The following is a 19,261-nucleotide window of genomic DNA, read 5'->3' on the forward strand; positions in this document are numbered from 1 at the left end:
ATGAAATAGTTGAGGTAACTCTTTCACTTGAACTCATGTAAATAAATTAACTGCTAAACTTGTTGCAGTATCATTACAGCAAACTCTATTCTATAATTTAACAAAAACTAGAATACACCACTAGAAGAATAGTGGTGTATTTTTAAATGAAAAACTTATGAGTAATTACTATTTTCCGGTCATTTACAAAGGATTGAGGCTTTTTCGTTGTATTGGCAAGTATATCTCCATAAAAATTTTATCAAATTCCCAGTAATGGCAATGTTCATCGTAATACTCATAATCAACACGAGACTCATCTAGTTCATAAGCAGATTGCGGGAGCCAATCCTCGACAATAAAACGCCAAGTACCTTTGATTGCTTGTGAAAATCTTGCTACATTTACACTTGGGGTCTGAAAGATCGCATATTCCCCTCCCTTTATTTCTAAAACCGTAAACTCAGTATTGTTATACGATTCCTCAAAACGAACAGCAAATAAATAGGTAAAGGTTTGTAGTTCTCGACGAAGGTTCAAGCAATATTCCCCATGAATAGATGGCTTCACCTTCTCATATAATTCTCTTTCGATTGAACCGTCTATCAATCCTTGATTTTGCCAATGAGCAGGAGCATCCCGGGTAAACTGAACGTCTTCAATTTGGTTATCATACGTTCTTCCAATCACTTTGAATGGTTCGACCTCCACAATTTTAGGCTGCATGACCACTCCACCAGTTTGCTTCTCCTCCAAAACGAGCAAGTTAATCTTCGTTGGCAATGAAGCAGGACAATGCTGACGATACATTGCTGGAGAGCTCCCAAATGTTTTTTTAAACGCTTTTGTAAACCCAGCATGCGTATCAAAGCCATACTCAAGTGCCACATCAATAATTTTACTCCCTCTTGCCATTTGATAAAGAGCATACTGTAGCCGTCTTTTTTGCACATAATTCATTAAAGACAAACCTGTATACGCTTGAAACAGTCGATTAAAATGGAAAGGAGAGTACCCTGCTAATTGAGCCAATTGCTCTGAAGTTAACCGTTCCTTTAAATGATCCTCGATATAATCAATCACAGCTTGCATTTCCTCTAATTGTCTATTCATCCAGTCCTACCTACCATTTCGAATGATATCTCCTATTATATAGGAAAAGCCTATTCAACTGCCTCCTACGTTAACGAAAATAAAAATCTTAAAAGCGTAGATAAGAAGGAGTTCAAATCACTTCTCTAGTAAAATAGTATTTTCTTCTAAATCAATCTCTACTACAAATATTGATAAATTTCCCTACAAAGTATGAGTAAAAATACACTAAAAATAGCCTGATCTAGTAAAGATATGTCGAATGATTAAGGCAAAAGTGACAATTTATAAAAGGAAAAACTCCTCATTCACGATTCGCTTATTTCCTTTAATCTAAATGATAGATAGCTACTGCATCCTTTGATAGAAACCACCTATATAAAATCTTGTTAAAGGAGATTGATAGTGATGGTTAAGATGATGAAGAGGACGTTAGGCACATTAAGTTTTGCATTTTTATTATCATTGGCATTTTTAGTCGTTACTGAAACAGATGCACAGGCGTATTCATGGAACCGTACTTTAAGTGAAGGAATGAGTGGAGCAGATGTACGGGAGTTACAAATAAGAGTTGCAGGCTGGGCAGCCGATTCTTCTAGCCAAACATTTGTTGCAGTCGACGGTCAATTTGGTCCGGCAACATCAGCTGCAGTAAAAAGATTTCAACGTGCTTATGGATTGGTTGTAGATGGAATTGTAGGCCCGGCAACCCAAGCGAAGCTGAACGATTTAGAAAGCTCAAATGGCACAAAGCATTTCAGCTACAGTGAATTTCATTCAAAAGACGGAAGCGGTTTTAAAAATGGAAAGGTTTCAGAAGCGACGGTGAGGGAGAATGTCCGCCGCCTTATGTATAAACTGGAAGCTGTCCGTGTAAAAGCTGGCAATAAACCGATTACGATTAATTCAGGGTTCCGCAGCGTATCCCATAACAGCAATGTTGGTGGAGCCTCAAATAGTCAGCATATGTACGGTATAGCAGCAGATATTAATATCTCAGGAGTATCTACGAATACAGCGAAAAATTATGCAAAAACATCTGGTTTCAGCGGAATGTATAATGAAAGCGGCTTTGTCCATTTAGACAGCAGAGTTGAGTATTCTTATGGATCTCAACAATGGTGGTGGAATTAATAACTATCCAGACCCGCATCTTTAAGGATGCGGGTCTTTTTCATTCAATTCAACGATAAGGCATGACCACAGCTGGAACTGTGGTCAAGTCAATACCTATACTTTCAAGATTACCTAGAGGTTAGTTCCGATCCTTGGTCCCGCTATCTATCGTAAGCCGAATCAATTAGCATAAAGGTATTACAAAAGCAGACCATAATGGCCTGCCTTTTATAATCATGGTATCGTAATTGAAATGCTTTGATTGATAAAGTCCGTTTTAGAATATCCTTCTATCACTAGTTTACTAGGGACAAATGGATTTCCTTTATACGATTTTCTCTCGTACCCTTTAGAGGTTGGATAGTAGTGAGGATTTTCTAACTCTTTCGTTAGAAAATAATTAGAATCATAATCAAATGCATTTCCTTCGTTATCCACTAGTTTCCCTTCACTAAATGTATTCTCAAATCCGTGGAATACACCTTTTTCATAAAGTTCATCTCTTACGTCATAATACAATATTGTATAATTACGTTCACCTGTAAATGATTCATGAACGGTAAATGTCGTAGGATCACCAATATTGATACTTTCGATGGAGATTTCATTCCCTAAATACTCGAATGTTTGGTTTTCAACATCAGGGGTGATTATAAACTCCATAGGTTTTTCAACAAATGTAGATAGAGATGCTATATTGATTTTTACGTTTTGGACATCCTTGACATAAATAGAATCAAAGGTCGCTACTCGATCGAAACTAGAATTATATTGGGCATAATTAAAATACTCTTCATTATGAACCTTTTCTCCATTCACTTCAAGTGAATCGATAAAAAATTCGCTTCTGTTGAATCCATCCCCACTCACTCGATAATGGAGTTTTGTAGTAGTTGGAGATACGATTAAGCGATAAAACTCCAGCTCTAATCCTTCAACATTGGCAACAATATCAAGATCATATCGTTTTGCATCATGCTTTTTCGCAGGGATTTCAAAATTCCACTCACCATTAATCACTGTGTATTCTGGGTCTTCTGGATGATAATATCCAATTGAATTTTCCTTCATTCTTAAAAGCTCTGAAATAGAGGCTGATATAAATCCATTCTTAAAAACGAGAGAATCAAAAGTTTGTTTGCCTCGGAATATATAATCATCTTCTGAGTAATAAGAGTAACCAGCTCTGTGTAATAGCTCAACTTCTCCTTGTTTAAATTTGTTGTTTTCAAATCCTAAATTGTATAAGTTCTCTCTTTTTAAGTCCTCTACCTCATAATAAAGTGTCGTTTGAATATTGTCTGCTACTACGTCTGTGATAGTGATTTTTATGTCATTGCTAATCGCTTCTAGCTTTACCGGTTCAGCAAGTCCGGCGGATGTGAGTTGTTCCAAATGTTCATTTTCTTTTGCACTGAACCCTTGCCACCACTCAGTAAAGGTTGAGAAGCCGTTTGTAGCGATTGCTGTTCCAGTAAATGCTGTTAAGGAAGCAGCCAGCCCTAAGCTCGCAACAAAGCCCCATCTTCTTTTTTTCTTTTGTTTAATAGAAGCATTCTCTACTTTGTTTCTTACACTGGTGAAAAAATGCGGTGGGATCTCTTGTTGCCCTTCTGGGACATTCAATTCACCAATGATGTGCTTTAACATACTATAATCCTCAGAGCACTGATTACATTTGCTTAGATGCTCCTTCAATTTATCTCGTTGTTCACCATTCAGATTTCCTTCAATCTCATCAATCAACTGTTCTTGAATCTCTTCACACTTCATTCATCGTCACCCTCCTCCATGATTTTTCTTAGCAGAAGCAACCCACGATATAGCCGTGATTTCACTGTACCAATGGGCAAATGGACAATCTCTGCAATTTCTTCTTGAGAAAAACCATGTATGTATTTTAGAATAATAAGTTCGCGATGCTTCTCATCGAGTTTTGCTAGACTAGTAGAAATCGTAATCTTCGTATCTAGTTCATTCGATTTGACGGCTTCCTCTTGCTCTTGTACATCTGTTTTGTTCCTCTTTCGATAAACAGAGCGGCATTCATTTATATAAATGCTTGTCACCCATGATTCAAAGTAACGGTCTTCCTTTAGTTGCCCAATTTTTTCATTTACTTTTAAAATCGTGTTTTGAAAGACATCCTCTACATCGTGATGACTTTTTAAGTAAGACCAACCAATGTTATAAAACTTCTCTTTTCGGTCATCAAACCAATCCAAGACTGCGTGTAAATCATTCTTTTTTATTTTTTTTAGGAGCCTAGCATCTGCTAATGTGATCAATTACGCCCCTCCTTTCCTTACTGCTTTTCTATAAATAAGAGCATCATCTACTCTATAAAGTTCCATTGATTTTTACTATTAAGAAAATTATAACGAATTTTCGAACTCACAAAAAACAACTTACTATTATTCTAACCAAACTAACTTGATGACTTCCCATCCAAACTCAACATCATTATCCAAACCTTGAAATAAAAAAACCTCCACTCTCAAATGAAGGTTTTTAGTCGATAAAAACTTTTCGGTACAATGATTTTCCATTATGGCTTGTTGTTAAAAAGTTAGCACGGTTTTCGTCATCAAAGATCAGAATATATGGTGATCCTTCTTCTGGATAAATAATGATTGCTTCGTCAATTAATGCATGAAACCATTCATTTTGCACGAGTACACTTGGCCCAAGGGGGATCTTGACCATATGTCCAGTTCGAGGCAGTGGGTTCATATTTTTAAATACCCCATTAATTCCTTTTAGGATTGCCTCTGTTTCTGCTTGTATATCTTTTCGCATTTTTAATTCCATTGTAACTTTGCGTTTTTCTGCATCAAAAACTTGTACTTTCTTTTCCGTCGCAGCTTCAGTATTTACAGCCATCATAATTGAGAACAACGAGAAAAGAATCAGTGCTTTTTTAAGCATAATCTTCACCTCTTCACTAAGCGTTCCCTCCACTAATCGTTTCTATCCATTTTTTTCTATTCGATGGAAGAACGAATTAATTTCTTTGTTATTTTTTAAGATGATCACAGCTTTACCATTCTTCTTAAAGGAGTTGTAAATCTGATTCATCTGCTCAATTCGAGGTCGATACGTTTTAATGATAAAGGAAAGAAATGGCCAATCAATCTTTTCAGGGCATCCTTCTGTTAAATCTGGTCTCGTTTGATTATGATACTTAATCCGTCGCCTCAGTACCCGATAAAGGCAGACACTTAAGGAGGTTTGAATAAAAATAAGCGTGTCTGCTTCTTGTAAACGGTTTGTGCTACTACCTAGATAATTCCCTTCAATAATCCATTGATCTTTCTGTACAAGTTTTTTTTGAGCATCCAAAAAATCAACGTTGTCTGCTTCCACCCAGCCGGGCTTCCAATAGTATGTATCTAGATGATGAACCGGAATCGAGAGCTTATCGCTCAACTTGCGAGCAAAGGTTGATTTTCCAGCACCTGCTGATGAACCCATTACTAAGATTTTATTCACGAATCGATCATCTCCTTCATTTAAAAAACGGACCGCTTCTGCGATCCGTGCACCATTTATTCTCCTAAATCTACGTTATGATAAATTCGTTGTACGTCTTCTAAATCCTCTAACGTATCGATTAGTTTTTCAAATTGAGCCTTTGCTTCAGCATCTAATATAACATCATTTTGTGGCAGCATCGTTTGTTCTGCAACAGTAAAATCCGTTACACCTGCTCCCTTTAATGCTTCCTGCACTGCATGGAATTGGTCTGGCTCTGCGTAAACAATTACTGTTTCATCTTCTTCTAAAACATCACGTACATCAATGTCGGCTTCCATTAATAGCTCTAGAACTTCATCTGCACTTTTACCTTCTAGACCAAATACTGCAGTCGCATCAAACATATACGATACCGATCCACTCACACCCATGTTTCCACCATTCTTTCCGAATGCAGCACGTACATTTGAAGCCGTTCTATTCACGTTATTTGTTAATGCATCAACAATGATCATTGAACCATTTGGACCAAATCCTTCATAACGAAGCTCATCATAATTATCATCTGAGTTTCCTTTTGCTTTTTCAATTGCACGATCAATAATATTACGGGGGACATTATACGTTTTCGCTCTTTCTAATACAAACTTTAATGCTTGGTTAGATTCCGGATCTGGTTCACCTTGTTTTGCCACTACATATATTTCCAATGCAAATTTTGAATACACACGACTTGTATTTGCATCTTTAGAAGCCTTTTTCTCCTTAATATTGTTCCATTTTCGGCCCATACTTTCACTCTCTTTCACGTTCAATCTAGTCTTTATTTTTCTCCCATATTATAACGCAAACGATCCTGATTGAAAATATTCGAGAATTTTAAATCCCCACTTACTTGTAAGGAAGATATTTTCTTCACAAAAAATAAGAGTATAATAGAGTTTATCTTAATTGTTCATACTGGAGGAAATTTGTTGTGGAATTATTAATGATTATGACTCCTGTTTTAATGATTTTTTTAACAGGTTACATCGGACAAAAAGTATTTCAATTTGACATTCCGTCACTTTCAAAATTGGCTTTATACGTCATGTCTCCATTTTTAGCTTTTCGTACATTTTATACGAATGAAATCACAATGGACTATTTATATATTATTCTTTTTTGTATATTGCTAATGATTTTCCTTGCTCTTATCGTTGGTGCATTAAGTTATTTTACTAAGTCTACAAAACAGCAAATGTCCGCCATGATGCTTGGTGGCGTATTTATGAATAGTGGAAATTACGGTGCTCCCGTTGTTTTATTTGCATTTGGGGCATTAGGCTTCGATTATGCCGTCATCATGATGGTATTTCAATCTTTCCTAATGAACACAGTTGGTTTGTTTTTTGCATCCCTAGGAGGAAAAGAAGAAGCAACGATCTCACAATCGTTAAGAAGAATGGTCAGAATGCCGGTTCTACATGGTGCTTTATTAGGGGTAGCATTACAATTACTGTCACTTTCAATTCCTGACAATTTTTTAAGTGCAATCAGCTTAATTGCGGATGCTTCAATCCCACTCGTCATGCTAATTCTTGGAATGCAGCTTGCTGTCATCGTACGTAAAAAGGTTTCATGGCCGAAGGTTTCCTATGTTTCAATCATTCGAATGATTGTTTCACCTGCTCTTGCAGTACTTATTTTATCGTTTTTCCCAGTTAATGATTTGTTGAAGAGTGTATTAATTTTACAAGCCGCGATGCCTGCAGCTGCAAATACAACAATCCTTGCCGTACAATTTGGCACAGAGCCTGATTTTGTTTCATTCACTACCTTTATTACAACAATTCTTAGCTTAATTACGATTCCAATCGTATTAATCCTTGTTGGGATATAACAAAAGCTGAAGGGGATCCCTTCAGCTTTTTACTTGATGAAACTGTCCGATATATTCCGCTTGTGGGCGATAAATAACATTCGCTTCTGATTGCTCTAAAACGTGAGAACACCAACCGACCATTCTACTAGCTGAGAAGGTCGGTGTAAAAAGCGACTCTTCCATCTTCACCGCTTTCATAATAGCCGCTGCATAAAACTCAACATTCGTATACAGCTCTCTGCCAGGCTTATATTCTGCTAATAGCTCAATTCCTACTTTTTCCACCTGAATCGCCAAATCTAACCACTTATCTTCCCCTGTGAAGGAAAGGAGTTTTTCCTTTAAAGCAACTGAACGCGGATCAATTGTCTTATACACTCGGTGCCCAAACCCCATCAACTTTTCTCCACGATCGAGCTTTCTCCTTAACGCAGCTTCTATATTTCCTGCTCTGTTTACTTCGTTTAATAGCTCGATTACCTCAGAAGGAGCGCCGCCATGCAATGGACCCTTCATCGTTCCAAGTGCAGAAGTAATTGCGGACGCAAGATCTGATTCTGTTGAAGCTGTAACTCTTGCTGAGAAAGTTGAAGCGTTCATACCATGCTCAATGGTTAGAATCATATATGTTTCCAACGCTTGAACATGAGCCTGTGACGGTGCCTCTCCTTTTAGCATCAGCAAATAATTCTTTACAGTATCAAATGTTTCCATCGGTTCAATTGGTTCTAGCCCTTGAAAATATCTAAATCGTTTCGCAATGATCACAGGTGTGACGGCAACCATACGAATAGCTTGGTCAACTGTCGGCTTCCATTTAAATGTCTCATCCCCCAACCCAGATAGAACAGTTCTTAACACTTCCATTATACCGATCGTTTTTGGCAACGAATAAATAAGCTCATCTATATAGCTTGGTAATTTGCGAGCGTGAATGAGTCTTGTTTTGAATTCTTCCAACTCTTTCGTTGTAGGCTTCTTCTTATAAAGCATTAAATACGACACCTCTTCGAATGAATACGATTCAGTCAAATGCTTAATGTCATAGCCTCGATAAGATAACTCCCCTTTCTCTCCATCTATATGACTTATCATCGTTTCCGTAGCAATAACCCCTTTTAAACCTGGTTGCACCATTTTTTCTCCCCCTTACATGTTTTCAATAGTATATACTTGATTTAAAATTAAGAAAATTAATTATTTTTAATAAGATTGATTAAAATGATTAATCAAACAGAAAGGACACTCTTATGGAATTTGATTGGATTCAGACATTCTTAACTGCAGCAAGAACAGGAAATTTTCGAAAAACAGCAGAAATGCTTTTTATATCTCAGCCAACAGTAACTGTTCATATTCATCATCTTGAAAAAGAATTAGGAGTTTCCTTATTTAAAAGAGATGGTCGAAGAATTAAATTAACGGAAGAAGGATGGCTTTATATTCGTCATGCAGAAAAGCTACTGCAAACATACGAACAAGGGAAACGTGAATTACAATCCTATGTACAAGGATATACAGAACAACTGTCAATCGCCATTTCTCCTGTTATTGCAGATACGATATTGCCTTATGTATTGAAAAAATACATGAATGAAAATCCAAATGTTGAAGTTTCTGTTAAGGTGATGGATTCTGCAGCGATTGAAATCCAAGTATTACAAGATCAGATCGATATCGGGCTGTCCTGTTTGCCGGCAAACCATGATGATTTACAAAGCAATATACTATTTGAGGATGAAATCGTCCTCGTGGCCCCACATGACGGTTTTGACTCAGAATCAGCTCCTCCACTAGAAGAAGAACAGGTGCTGCAAAAATACCATTTGATTACAGATCACCATCCTCTATATTGGGAAGACTTGAAGAGAGAAGTGAAAATCATCTATCCGTCAACGAAGATGATGGCTGTATCCCAAATTCATATTACAAAACGGTTTATTATTGAAGGCTTAGGAATCTCTTACTTGCCAGTCTCAACTGTTAGAAAAGAATTATTAGAAGGCTGGCTTTTAGAGGTACCTTATTCTCGAATTAAAAGGAAAACAGCGAATACGTATTCTATTATTAAATACAATCACCGTAAACAGCAAACCTTTTTACACTTTCTCTCGGGGTATCGAATCTAGCCCGTTCATGCCACCTTTATGTAATCAAAATCACTTTACTGCCATAATTTATTAACAAGTTGAACCCTTGGTTTCACAAGGGTTCTACATGCATTTGATACTTAAAATATTCTTAGTTCAAATTATCGCCATAGTTTTATTACATAATTGTGAATTACTTCACATTCATAGTGAATCCCCCTTCTTTTCATGGTAAATTTTAAGTGTAATCATCATACACCTTAAAAATTGAAAGGAAGATGCTCTATGTTTAACAAGCTTTTACGTGAAAATAATATTGTAGCTGGAATCTTAACTGTCCTTCGTGTTTATCTTGGTTATATGTGGTTAACTGCTGGTTGGGGGAAAATCACAGGTGGATTTGATGCATCAGGCTTCTTAGCAAACGCTGCTGCAAACCCAGTCACTGGTCCTGGTGGTGGTCCAGTATATGGATGGTATGTTGGTTTCTTAGAAAGCTTCGCAATTCCTAATATTGGACTTTTCAACATCTTGATTCCTTGGGGCGAATTCTTAGTAGGGCTTGGACTAATCTTAGGATGCTTAACAACTGCTGCTGTATTCTTCGGAATGGTCATGAACTTCTCTTTCATGCTAGCAGGAACAGTATCTCACAACCCAACTGACATTATCATGGGTGTATTCATCGCAGCTGCTGGATACAATGCAGGTAAATATGGTTTAGACCGCTATGTATTACCATTCTTACGCAAACAATTCAGCAAAGGGAAAGACACTGCCACTATAAATGTAAATGCATCATAAGAACGAATACTAGAAGCCAATCCAACAGGATTGGCTTTTAATCATTAATCTTTAATAACAAGGAAACCTTCAGACTGTCTTGAAAACGCTTGTCAGACGAGGCGGGCAGTCCTAACGAAGACCCGAAGGGGACGATCGAGACAAGCAACGACGTATGCGAGCGTTTGTCAACGGTCTGAGCCAATCCAACAGGATTGGCTTTTAATCATTAATCTTTATAACAAGGAAACCTTCAGACTGTCTTGAAAACGCTTGTCAGACGAGGCGGGCAGTCCTAACGAAGACCCGAAGGGGACGATCGAGACAAGCAACGACGTATGCGAGCGTTTGTCAACGGTCTGAGAAGCTTCTTTTAATTTGATTTTCTCTTTTCACCTTTGCATGATAGAATACTACATAACAAATTTAAACTTGGTGAAATCAATGGAACTTGAATTAATAAAGCTTTTAGAAGATTACAGGGAAATGGCTATTCTGATCAGTATTCTGATCAATATAATCATAAGTATACTCGGCGTTTTGCCTAGTTTTTTTATTACAGCTGCAAACTTAGCTGTATTCGGCTTTCAGACAGGGCTAATTCTATCAATCATTGGTGAAGCCATTGGAGCGATTGTTAGTTTTTTGATTTATCGTAAAGGGATCTACGCTTATAAATCCAAAAGAAAGAAGCCTACTACCCTCTTAAATAAATTCGAACAGGCAAACGGGCTGTATGCATTCTCACTCGTTATCGCATTAAGGATCTTCCCCTTTATTCCTTCCAGTCTTGTGACGTTCATGAGTGCAGCAAGCAAAATGGGTGTTGTTCCATTTTCGATTGCGAGTACCGTTGGAAAAGTTCCAGCTCTTCTAATTGAAGCATATGCAGTTTATCAAATACTTGTCTGGAATTGGCAAGGGAAGCTCATTTTATCAATACTTTCTATAGTAGCAATCATCGTAATTCTTCAGCAAAAAAAGAAGCGACGTTTATCCTCTTAGGATAAATTAGTCGCTTCAAGTATTATTTAACTAATTCTTTTACCAGTTCACGATTTCTTTCTTTAAATCGTTCATTATGGGACGACACCATTGCTGTTTGGTCTGCATTTGGCTCTACAAACGTTTTTGCTTTATTAACAGCGTTTGCCGCGTCTTGAAAGGCCCCTGCAATTAAATGAACCTTCCCATCGTATTTAAGAATATCACCTGCAGCAAATAAGCCTGGAATAGAAGATTCGCTACATGTGCTTCCTTTAATATAGAAATTATCAAGTTGCTCTATTTTCAACGGACTATTTTCTATTAATTGAGAGTCTCGTTCGAAACCATGATTAACAAGAATATCATCTATCTTTAATTGCTGCTTCAATCCTGTTTCCACATGGATGAGTTCAACTGTGTCAATCTTTTCTCTCGATTCATTTGCAATCAACTTATGAACCTGTGTTTGCAAATGTACCTCACAACCACTATTAATGAGCTGTTGTACTTGGGCTTCATGTCCTTTTAATGCTGTTCCACGGTAGGAGACAATGACTTTCTTTGCGATTGGACTTAATTCGTTTGCCCAATCAATCGCCGAATTTCCACCACCTGAAATCAATACCGTTTTATCCTTAAATGCTTGAAGTGCGCGGACAGTATAATGAAGATTTGCCATTTCGAACCTCTCTGCACCTTCTACATCTAAACGCTGTGGAGACAATACACCACTGCCGACTGCTACAATGACTGTTTTTGAATAATGCACTTGGCCTGAACCTGTATGTAACTCAAAATGTCCATCCTCATCTCGATCAATTGAAGTGACTTTCTCATTTAATACCACTTCAGGACGAAACGTTAGCGCTTGCTCTACAAGTTGTTCAATTAATTTAGCACCTGGGATTGGTAACATTCCCCCAACATCCCAAATCATCTTTTCAGGATATACATGAATCTTTCCACCAAGAATCGGTTGGAACTCAATAATTTTTGTTTTCATCTCTCTAAGTCCACTATAAAAAGCTGAATACAATCCAGCAGGTCCGCCGCCAATAATCGTGACATCGAATAAATCTTTATTCAATTTCATCTCTCCATTCAATTTTCACATAATTGATGTTGACAATCATTCTCAATAAGATTATATTATGATTGTAATCTATAATGAGATTGTTAATCAACTACTATTTTATTTTTTCTTGGAGGGATGGAAATGGTTCGCCTACAGACAACCGATTTACATATTGGATATGGAGAACAAACTATTATCAAGAACCTCTCTTTATCCATACCTGACAATGAAGTAACTGTCATTGTTGGTGCGAACGGTTGTGGCAAATCAACCTTACTTAAAGCAATGACGCGCCTACTTCCACATAAATCAGGGAAGATCTTATTAGATGGACAAGAGATTGCCAAAGAGAAAACAAAGGAATTAGCTAAGAAAATGGCGATTCTCCCTCAATCACCTGAAAGTCAAAGTGGCTTAACTGTTGGGGAGTTAGTATCATATGGAAGATTTCCACATCAATCAGGAATCGGCAGACTTACAAAAAAAGACTATGAGGCGATTGATTGGGCAATGGAAGTGACAGGCATTATAGACTTCAAATACAGAACAGTGGACGCCCTCTCTGGTGGGCAAAGACAGCGTGTTTGGATCGCAATGGCACTTGCCCAAGAAACGGAAATCATTTTTCTTGATGAGCCAACAACCTATTTAGACATGGCGCATCAATTAGAAGTACTTGAGCTTCTACAAACGTTAAATCGTGAACAAGGAAGAACAATTGTTATGGTGCTTCATGATCTTAACCAAGCTGCTAGGTTTGGAGATTACTTGATTGCGCTTAAACAAGGCGAAGTCATTCAAGCTGGTTCATGTGAGAAAGTAATGACAAATCATGTACTAAAGAAAGTATTCAATATTGATGCAGTCATTGGACGTGACCCACTTACAAATAAACCAATGTGCTTATCCTATCAACTAGTAAAGGAAGAAGTAAATCATGAAAAAAATCTCGATATTCCTCGTGAGCTTGCTCTTGTTCATTCTTAGTGCTTGCGGAAACGGAGATTCCTCATCAGAAGGAGATAAAAATTCAGGTAAAGAACAAGATAGTGATACAATTACTTATGAATCTGAAAATGGCCCTGTCGAAGTTCCAGCTAATCCTGAAAGAGTCATTGTTCTTTCCACGTATGCAGGGAATGTAATGGCTTTGGATGTTGACCTTGTCGGTGTTGATTCATGGTCAAAAACGAATCCAAAATACGACTCTTACTTAGAAGGTGTCGAAGAAGTAACTGACGAAAACCTAGAGAAAATTATTGAGCTTGATCCAGACTTAATTATCGGACTATCCACAATTAAGAACGTGGATAAGTTGCAAGAAATCGCACCAACTGTTACATTCACTTATGGACAACTTGATTACTTAACACAACATCTAGAGATTGGTAAGCTTCTAAATAAAGAAGAAGAAGCACAAGCATGGATAGACGATTTTAAGCACCGTGCTCACGAAGCTGGTGAAGACATTAAAGCAAAAATTGGTGAAGATGCAACCGTTTCAGTTATTGAAAATTTCGACAAACAAATATATGTTTTCGGCGATAACTGGGGTCGTGGCACAGAAATTTTATATCAAGAAATGAAACTAGCTATGCCTGAGAAAGTAAAAGAAATGGCGCTTGAAGCAGGTTACTATACTCTTTCTGCTGAAGTACTTCCAGAGTTTGCTGGCGATTATTTAATCATAAGTAAAGATTCAGACCAAGATAACTCTTATCAAGAAACAGAAACATATAAAAACATCCCTGCAGTCAAAAACAATCAAGTTTTTGAAGCAAATGCAAAGGAATTCTATTTTAATGACCCAATATCATTAGATAATCAATTAGAATTCTTTATTGATCACTTTTTAAATCAATAATGTCATTCACTAAGTAGCCCCCCTACTTATGAATATATATTTTCCCAGGCAGCATTCCCTCCCCTCTCTAAAGAACAAGGGATATGCTGCCTATTGCTTATTTTTCTAAAACTTATCCTAACTAATAAATGTCTTAAGAGAGATGACGTGGACCATGAAATCAATAAAAATACTCTATCTACTTAGTTTCACTAGTTTACTTCTTGCTTTTGCAGCATCCATCACATTAGGGGCAGCAGATACAACCTTATCAGATGTATGGAGTGCACTCATCGGTGATGTTGCGACCAATTCCACAGCCTTAATGATTCAAGAAATTCGTCTTCCTCGAGAAATTGCTGCTATTCTTGTCGGAGCGGCTCTTAGTGTGTCGGGGGCAATTATGCAAGGGATGACACGAAATCCACTTGCTGACCCTGGATTGATTGGTTTAACCTCAGGAGCAAATGCAGCGCTCGCCATTACAATGGCTTTTTCTATGGCGACTGGCACATATTCAATCATGATCGCTTGCTTTATTGGAGCTGCTGTAGGAGCAATCATGGTATTCGGATTAAGTTCGATGAAAAAAGGGGGCTTTTCCCCATTTCGCCTCGTGCTAGCAGGTGCCTGTGTAACTACTTTTTTCACAGCCATTGCGGAAGGTATCGGAATTTACTTTAAGATTTCAAAAGAAGTATCCATGTGGACATCAGGTGGACTGATGGGGACTTCCTGGTCACAGTTACAGTTACTTTTGCCTGTTATTGTCATTGGGATGATTATTGCAATTCTATATTCTAAGCAATTAACAATCTTAAGCCTTAGTGAAGAAGTTGCTGTTGGCCTAGGGCAAAATACAACTCGCACGAAAGCAATTCTATTTGTAATCGTTGTCATACTCACTGGTGCATCTGTTGCATTAGTTGGTAATCTTGCTTTTATTGGATTGATGGTTCCACATATTGTAAGGAAAATTGTTGGAACAGATTATCAAAACATTATCCCGTTCTCAATGATCATTGGGGCGATTGTCATGCTAATAGCAGATACTGGAGCACGAACAATCAATGCACCATTTGAAACACCAGTTGCTGCAATCTTATCCATCATTGGATTGCCATTTTTCATCTGGATTGTACATCGTAAAGGAGGTCATATCTAATGATCCATCCTTCCATTTTAAGAAAGCAAAAGATCATTCTTACTTTATTAATCATCGGCATAATTATTACTTTTATCATCGGCATAAGCGTTGGCTATTCTTCAATCGGAATGGATCGCATCATACCGATTTTAATGGGAAATGGAACATTTAAAGAAGAGTTCATCCTTTTTTCAATCCGTTTACCCCGAATGGTCATCACCTTACTCGCCGGAATGGCATTGGCACTCTCAGGTGCAATCTTACAAGGTATTTTAAAAAATGATTTAGCAGACCCTGGTATTATCGGGATTAATAGTGGTGCTGGTGTTGCCATTGCAATTTACTTCCTATTCTTCCCAATCAGTCAAGGAAGTTTTGTTTATTTGATGCCTTTTGTCGCTTTAATAGGAGCAGGATTAACAGCGATTAGCATCTATTTACTATCGTATCGAAAATCTTTAGGAGTCAACCCTACTAAGCTAGTATTAACGGGAATTGGTTTTTCAATGGCATTATCAGGGCTAATGATTTTCCTTATCTCTTCGGCAGAACGGGAAAAGGTAGATTTCATTGCCCGTTGGTTAGCAGGGAATATTTGGGGTACTGATTGGGTATTCTCTATGGCTCTTATCCCTTGGTTATTGATTTTAATTCCTTTCACATTAATGAAAGCACAGCGAATAAACCTTTTAGGGTTTAGTGATTCCGTTTCCATTGGACTTGGCGTTTCCATAGAAAAAGAAAGACTACTGCTCTTAATGGCAGCAGTTGCACTAGCAGCTTCGGCAGTATCTGTAACTGGAGGAATCGCCTTTATTGGACTAATGGCGCCTCACATAGCCAAGGCACTCATTGGCCCTAGAAATCAATTGTTCTTACCTATCGCCATCTTAATCGGTGGATTCTTATTGATGATTGCAGACCTAATTGGAAAAAACATAGTCGATCCTGATGGCATTCCAGCAGGAATTATGGTTGCTTTAATTGGAGCTCCATACTTTATGTACTTATTACTAAAGAAATAAGACAAGCAAATGTAGCCAAAGTCGAAAAACGACTTTGGCTACATTTTTTCGTGGAGCATATTGAGTAATATAGACACACTCAGTATGTCTTGAAGAAAATTATCAGACTAAGCATACAACCTTAGTGGAAGACCCTGAAAATCGATTTCAGGTTTAACAATTCCTATGCTACAGTCTGAGACACTTCCCCCGTCAGTCTTTTATCATTTCAGCCTTAATTGAATAAAGATAAGCATTCCGAATGATATTACAATCATCGATGCAACCCATAGCCATGCCATTGTTAAATTACCTGAGTCGATTGCTAAATATATCGCGGTCGGGATTGTTTGGGTGACACCTGGGATATTCCCTGCAAACATAAGTGTTGCCCCGAACTCACCGAGAGCCCGGGCAAAGCTCAATATAGCACCAGATATTAGTGCCTTTGAAGCAAGCGGAATCGAAATATAGAAAAAAACCTTCAATTCACTCGCCCCATCCACCATCGCCGCGTATTCTATGTCTCGATCTATCGACTGAAACCCTGATTTTGCCGACTGATACATTAGTGGAAATGCAACGACAATTGCTGCAATCACAGCTGCCCACCAGGTAAAAATAATTGGCTGACCAAATAACCACTCTATTGCTCTCCCAAAAACACTATTTTTTCCGAAGATGACAATGAGGATGAAACCTACGACAGTTGGAGGTAAAACCATTGGTAAAAGCAGGAGTGTCTCTACAAACACTTTGCCTTTAAACGTTCTCCTTGCAAACACCCTCCCTGCGATTGTCCCAATGATTACCACAATTACGCCGCTTAGAGAAGCAATTTTTAAGGACAACCAAATAGGGGATAAAAACTGTTCAATCATTCCGTAATAAACCCGTACTTTGCAAAGATATTCTTCGCTACATCTGTTTGAAGGTATTCATAGAAATGCTTTGCTTCTTCATAGCTTTTGCTTTCTTTTAAAACCCCAACCGGGTATACAATAGGTTCATGTGATCCAACTTCCGTTGAGGCAATGATTGATACTTTATTTGAACCAACAGCATCTGTTTTGTACACAATACCAGCCTTAACATTCATTGTTTCTACATAGGATAATACTTGACGTACATCTTTGGCATACACAATCTTTTCCTCTATTTCCTCCCATAGGTCCATGTTTTCTAAAGACTCTTTAGCATATTTGCCAGCAGGTACTGATTCTGGTGTACCAATCGAGATTTGATCAATCTCATTTTTTGTTAGATCTTCAAAAGACTGAATCATTTCTTCTCCCTCTTGTGCGATCAAGACAATTTCATTTCTTAATAATTGAACGCCATCTTCTTTTGCAATCATGCCCTCATCTACCAATAGTTGAAATTTATCCTCTGCTGCAGAAAAAAACAAATCTACCGGAGCACCCTGGGAAATCTGCTGCTGTAATGAACCTGAAGCACCAAAGTTAAAGCTTACCTGTACATGTTCATTTTCATTTATGTATTGAGTTGCAACTTCTTCTATTGCTTCCTTTAAACTAGCAGCTGCAGAAACCATCAATTCAACATCTTGATCTTTTGTTGTTTGATTTCCGGTTGAACTGGAACATCCAATAGTAAAAATGATCAAAATAAAAATGATGATCCATGTCTTTCCATATTTCTTATCCATAATACACCTCGTTAGTATAATTAGTTATAACTAATTATATCTTATTATAACTAATTATAACTGAATATGATTTTTCTCACAGTTAATTAAAAATCTCTCTGCTCTTAATGAAAGATTTGTTTATTCTTGATTCGAACTAGGATAAAATGCAAGTAACGACATGAAGTTGGAGTGATTTTCATGGGAACAGACACTTCCTATACAATCGAGGAACTTTCAAAAATATTAAAGGTTTCAAAGCTTACCATTTACGATCTAATAAAAAAAGGAGATATTACAGCCTTTCGAGTTGGACGTCAAATGCGAATTGAGCATGAACATGTTGAACAATATAAATCAAAAAATAGAATGTCTGCTCAAGAGAAGCACGATTCCATCAAGGTTTCAAAAGAGACACTCCCTTCAATGAGTAATCAAGTTGTTATAAGTGGACAAGATCAAATATTAGATCTTTTAAGTACACATCTTGAAAAACATCTGAAAGACACGCCGCTTAGAATGTACTCAGGTAGTCTCAATAGCTTGGTTTCTTTGTATAACAGAGAATGCACCATTGTAAGTGTCCACTTATATGATGCAGACACTGATCAATATAACCTTCCATATGTTAAAAGACTCTTTGTAAATGAGCCATTTCTTCTGATTCATTTATTAAGAAGAACAGCTGGTTATTACGTTCAAAAAGGAAATCCTTTAGGAATGAGGAGTTGGAGAGATTTAGCTAAAAAAGAAGTGATATTGGCTAATCGTGAGAAGGGTTCTGGAACCAGAGTACTGATTGATGAACAATTAAGGAAAAATAAAATCTCCTCTCAAAATATTCAAGGCTACACTAGTCAATATACAAGTCACATCTCAGTTGCATCTGCAATCAGTAGTGGCCAAGCCAATGTGGGGATTGGAAGTGAAAATGTTGCCAGAATTGCGAATGTTGATTTTGTGCCACTCATTCAAGAAGACTATGAACTTGTCGTTTTAAAAACAAATGAAAACAAACAACTTGTAAAGTGGCTAAAAGAAACAGTACAATCACACACATTTAAAGATCAAATCATTCAGTTTAATGGATATGATACGAGTAAGACCGGGCAAATTATATATGAGACTTAGTTTTTCTACAAACCAAATAGAGGTA

General features: G+C 37.4%; 20 protein-coding genes. 10 read left to right on the forward strand and 10 right to left on the reverse strand.

Annotated features, from left to right (window positions below; all coding sequences use genetic code 11):
• Positions 1-183 precede the first annotated feature (183 nt).
• Positions 184-1,092, reverse strand: a complete 909-nt coding sequence (locus AC6F34_RS11335) for an AraC family transcriptional regulator (protein WP_500772132.1) — start codon at positions 1,090-1,092, stop codon at positions 184-186.
• A 387-nt stretch (positions 1,093-1,479) separates the two neighbouring features.
• On the opposite strand from AC6F34_RS11335, the gene AC6F34_RS11340 reads away from it, so the two are divergent.
• The gene (locus AC6F34_RS11340; RefSeq protein WP_500772134.1) at positions 1,480-2,205 is read left to right on the forward strand and encodes a D-Ala-D-Ala carboxypeptidase family metallohydrolase; all 726 of its coding nucleotides are present in this window, start codon (positions 1,480-1,482) and stop codon (positions 2,203-2,205) included.
• A 216-nt stretch (positions 2,206-2,421) separates the two neighbouring features.
• Here the strand turns inward: AC6F34_RS11340 and AC6F34_RS11345 are convergent, their stop codons facing one another.
• The 5 genes from AC6F34_RS11345 to AC6F34_RS11365 all read right to left on the reverse strand — a co-directional run bounded on the left by AC6F34_RS11345 (position 2,422) and on the right by AC6F34_RS11365 (position 6,455).
• A complete protein-coding gene (locus tag AC6F34_RS11345; RefSeq protein ID WP_500772136.1) occupies positions 2,422-3,960 on the reverse strand; it encodes a DUF4179 domain-containing protein in 1,539 nt (512 codons plus the stop codon).
• Positions 3,957-4,475 (reverse strand): RNA polymerase sigma factor, encoded by a 519-nt coding sequence (locus AC6F34_RS11350; protein WP_500772138.1) that lies wholly within the window; start codon positions 4,473-4,475, stop codon positions 3,957-3,959. Before AC6F34_RS11350 ends, AC6F34_RS11345 begins: the two co-directional genes overlap by 4 nt.
• Before the next feature lie 223 nt (positions 4,476-4,698).
• Entirely contained in the window at positions 4,699-5,115 is a 417-nt protein-coding gene (locus AC6F34_RS11355; RefSeq protein WP_500772140.1) for a hypothetical protein, read from the reverse strand.
• A gap of 42 nt (positions 5,116-5,157) precedes the next feature.
• Positions 5,158-5,679 carry a P-loop NTPase family protein gene (locus AC6F34_RS11360; protein WP_500772142.1) on the reverse strand — a complete coding sequence of 174 codons (522 nt, stop codon included), beginning with the start codon at positions 5,677-5,679 and terminating at the stop codon, positions 5,158-5,160.
• A 56-nt stretch (positions 5,680-5,735) separates the two neighbouring features.
• Positions 5,736-6,455 carry a YebC/PmpR family DNA-binding transcriptional regulator gene (locus AC6F34_RS11365; protein WP_500772144.1) on the reverse strand — a complete coding sequence of 240 codons (720 nt, stop codon included), beginning with the start codon at positions 6,453-6,455 and terminating at the stop codon, positions 5,736-5,738.
• A 185-nt stretch (positions 6,456-6,640) separates the two neighbouring features.
• On the opposite strand from AC6F34_RS11365, the gene AC6F34_RS11370 reads away from it, so the two are divergent.
• On the forward strand, positions 6,641-7,546 hold the full coding sequence (locus tag AC6F34_RS11370; protein WP_500772146.1) for an AEC family transporter: 906 nt from the start codon (positions 6,641-6,643) through the stop codon (positions 7,544-7,546).
• A 21-nt stretch (positions 7,547-7,567) separates the two neighbouring features.
• Here AC6F34_RS11370 and AC6F34_RS11375 read toward each other — a convergent pair whose 3' ends face one another.
• On the reverse strand, positions 7,568-8,665 hold the full coding sequence (locus AC6F34_RS11375; protein ID WP_500772149.1) for a citrate synthase/methylcitrate synthase: 1,098 nt from the start codon (positions 8,663-8,665) through the stop codon (positions 7,568-7,570).
• Between the two features lie 113 nt (positions 8,666-8,778).
• On the opposite strand from AC6F34_RS11375, the gene AC6F34_RS11380 reads away from it, so the two are divergent.
• The 3 genes from AC6F34_RS11380 (at position 8,779) to AC6F34_RS11390 (ending at position 11,406) form a co-directional block, all read left to right on the forward strand.
• Positions 8,779-9,657 (forward strand): LysR family transcriptional regulator, encoded by an 879-nt coding sequence (locus AC6F34_RS11380; protein WP_500772151.1) that lies wholly within the window; start codon positions 8,779-8,781, stop codon positions 9,655-9,657.
• A gap of 246 nt (positions 9,658-9,903) precedes the next feature.
• The gene (locus AC6F34_RS11385; RefSeq protein WP_500772153.1) at positions 9,904-10,422 is read left to right on the forward strand and encodes a DoxX family protein; all 519 of its coding nucleotides are present in this window, start codon (positions 9,904-9,906) and stop codon (positions 10,420-10,422) included.
• Between the two features lie 423 nt (positions 10,423-10,845).
• Positions 10,846-11,406, forward strand: a complete 561-nt coding sequence (locus AC6F34_RS11390) for a TVP38/TMEM64 family protein (protein ID WP_500772155.1) — start codon at positions 10,846-10,848, stop codon at positions 11,404-11,406.
• 22 nt (positions 11,407-11,428) lie between these two features.
• On the opposite strand, the gene AC6F34_RS11395 is transcribed toward AC6F34_RS11390, so the two are convergent.
• A complete protein-coding gene (locus tag AC6F34_RS11395) occupies positions 11,429-12,481 on the reverse strand; it encodes an NAD(P)/FAD-dependent oxidoreductase (protein WP_500772157.1) in 1,053 nt (350 codons plus the stop codon).
• Positions 12,482-12,604: 123 nt separating this feature from the next.
• Here AC6F34_RS11395 and AC6F34_RS11400 point away from each other — a divergent pair, with 123 nt between their 5' ends.
• The 4 genes from AC6F34_RS11400 to AC6F34_RS11415 all read left to right on the forward strand — a co-directional run bounded on the left by AC6F34_RS11400 (position 12,605) and on the right by AC6F34_RS11415 (position 16,478).
• Positions 12,605-13,450: an ABC transporter ATP-binding protein gene (locus AC6F34_RS11400; protein WP_500772159.1), complete on the forward strand. Its 846-nt coding sequence runs from the start codon at positions 12,605-12,607 to the stop codon at positions 13,448-13,450.
• A complete protein-coding gene (locus tag AC6F34_RS11405) occupies positions 13,401-14,327 on the forward strand; it encodes an iron-hydroxamate ABC transporter substrate-binding protein (RefSeq protein WP_500772161.1) in 927 nt (308 codons plus the stop codon). The genes AC6F34_RS11400 and AC6F34_RS11405 overlap by 50 nt, the downstream gene beginning before the upstream one ends.
• Before the next feature lie 154 nt (positions 14,328-14,481).
• Positions 14,482-15,471, forward strand: a complete 990-nt coding sequence (locus AC6F34_RS11410) for a FecCD family ABC transporter permease (RefSeq protein WP_500772163.1) — start codon at positions 14,482-14,484, stop codon at positions 15,469-15,471.
• Positions 15,471-16,478, forward strand: a complete 1,008-nt coding sequence (locus AC6F34_RS11415; protein WP_500772165.1) for a FecCD family ABC transporter permease — start codon at positions 15,471-15,473, stop codon at positions 16,476-16,478. The genes AC6F34_RS11410 and AC6F34_RS11415 overlap by 1 nt, the downstream gene beginning before the upstream one ends.
• A gap of 203 nt (positions 16,479-16,681) precedes the next feature.
• Here AC6F34_RS11415 and modB read toward each other — a convergent pair whose 3' ends face one another.
• Together modB and modA are read right to left on the reverse strand one after the other, a co-directional pair.
• Positions 16,682-17,338 carry a molybdate ABC transporter permease subunit gene (modB, locus tag AC6F34_RS11420; RefSeq protein ID WP_500772167.1) on the reverse strand — a complete coding sequence of 219 codons (657 nt, stop codon included), beginning with the start codon at positions 17,336-17,338 and terminating at the stop codon, positions 16,682-16,684.
• A complete protein-coding gene (gene modA, locus AC6F34_RS11425) occupies positions 17,335-18,126 on the reverse strand; it encodes a molybdate ABC transporter substrate-binding protein (RefSeq protein ID WP_500772169.1) in 792 nt (263 codons plus the stop codon). Before modA ends, modB begins: the two co-directional genes overlap by 4 nt.
• A 180-nt stretch (positions 18,127-18,306) precedes the next feature.
• Between modA and AC6F34_RS11430 the strand changes: the two genes are divergently transcribed.
• Positions 18,307-19,236 (forward strand): helix-turn-helix transcriptional regulator, encoded by a 930-nt coding sequence (locus tag AC6F34_RS11430; RefSeq protein WP_500772171.1) that lies wholly within the window; start codon positions 18,307-18,309, stop codon positions 19,234-19,236.
• The last annotated feature ends 25 nt before the right edge of the window (positions 19,237-19,261 follow it).

The organism is Niallia sp. CD-39, assembly GCF_059874745.1.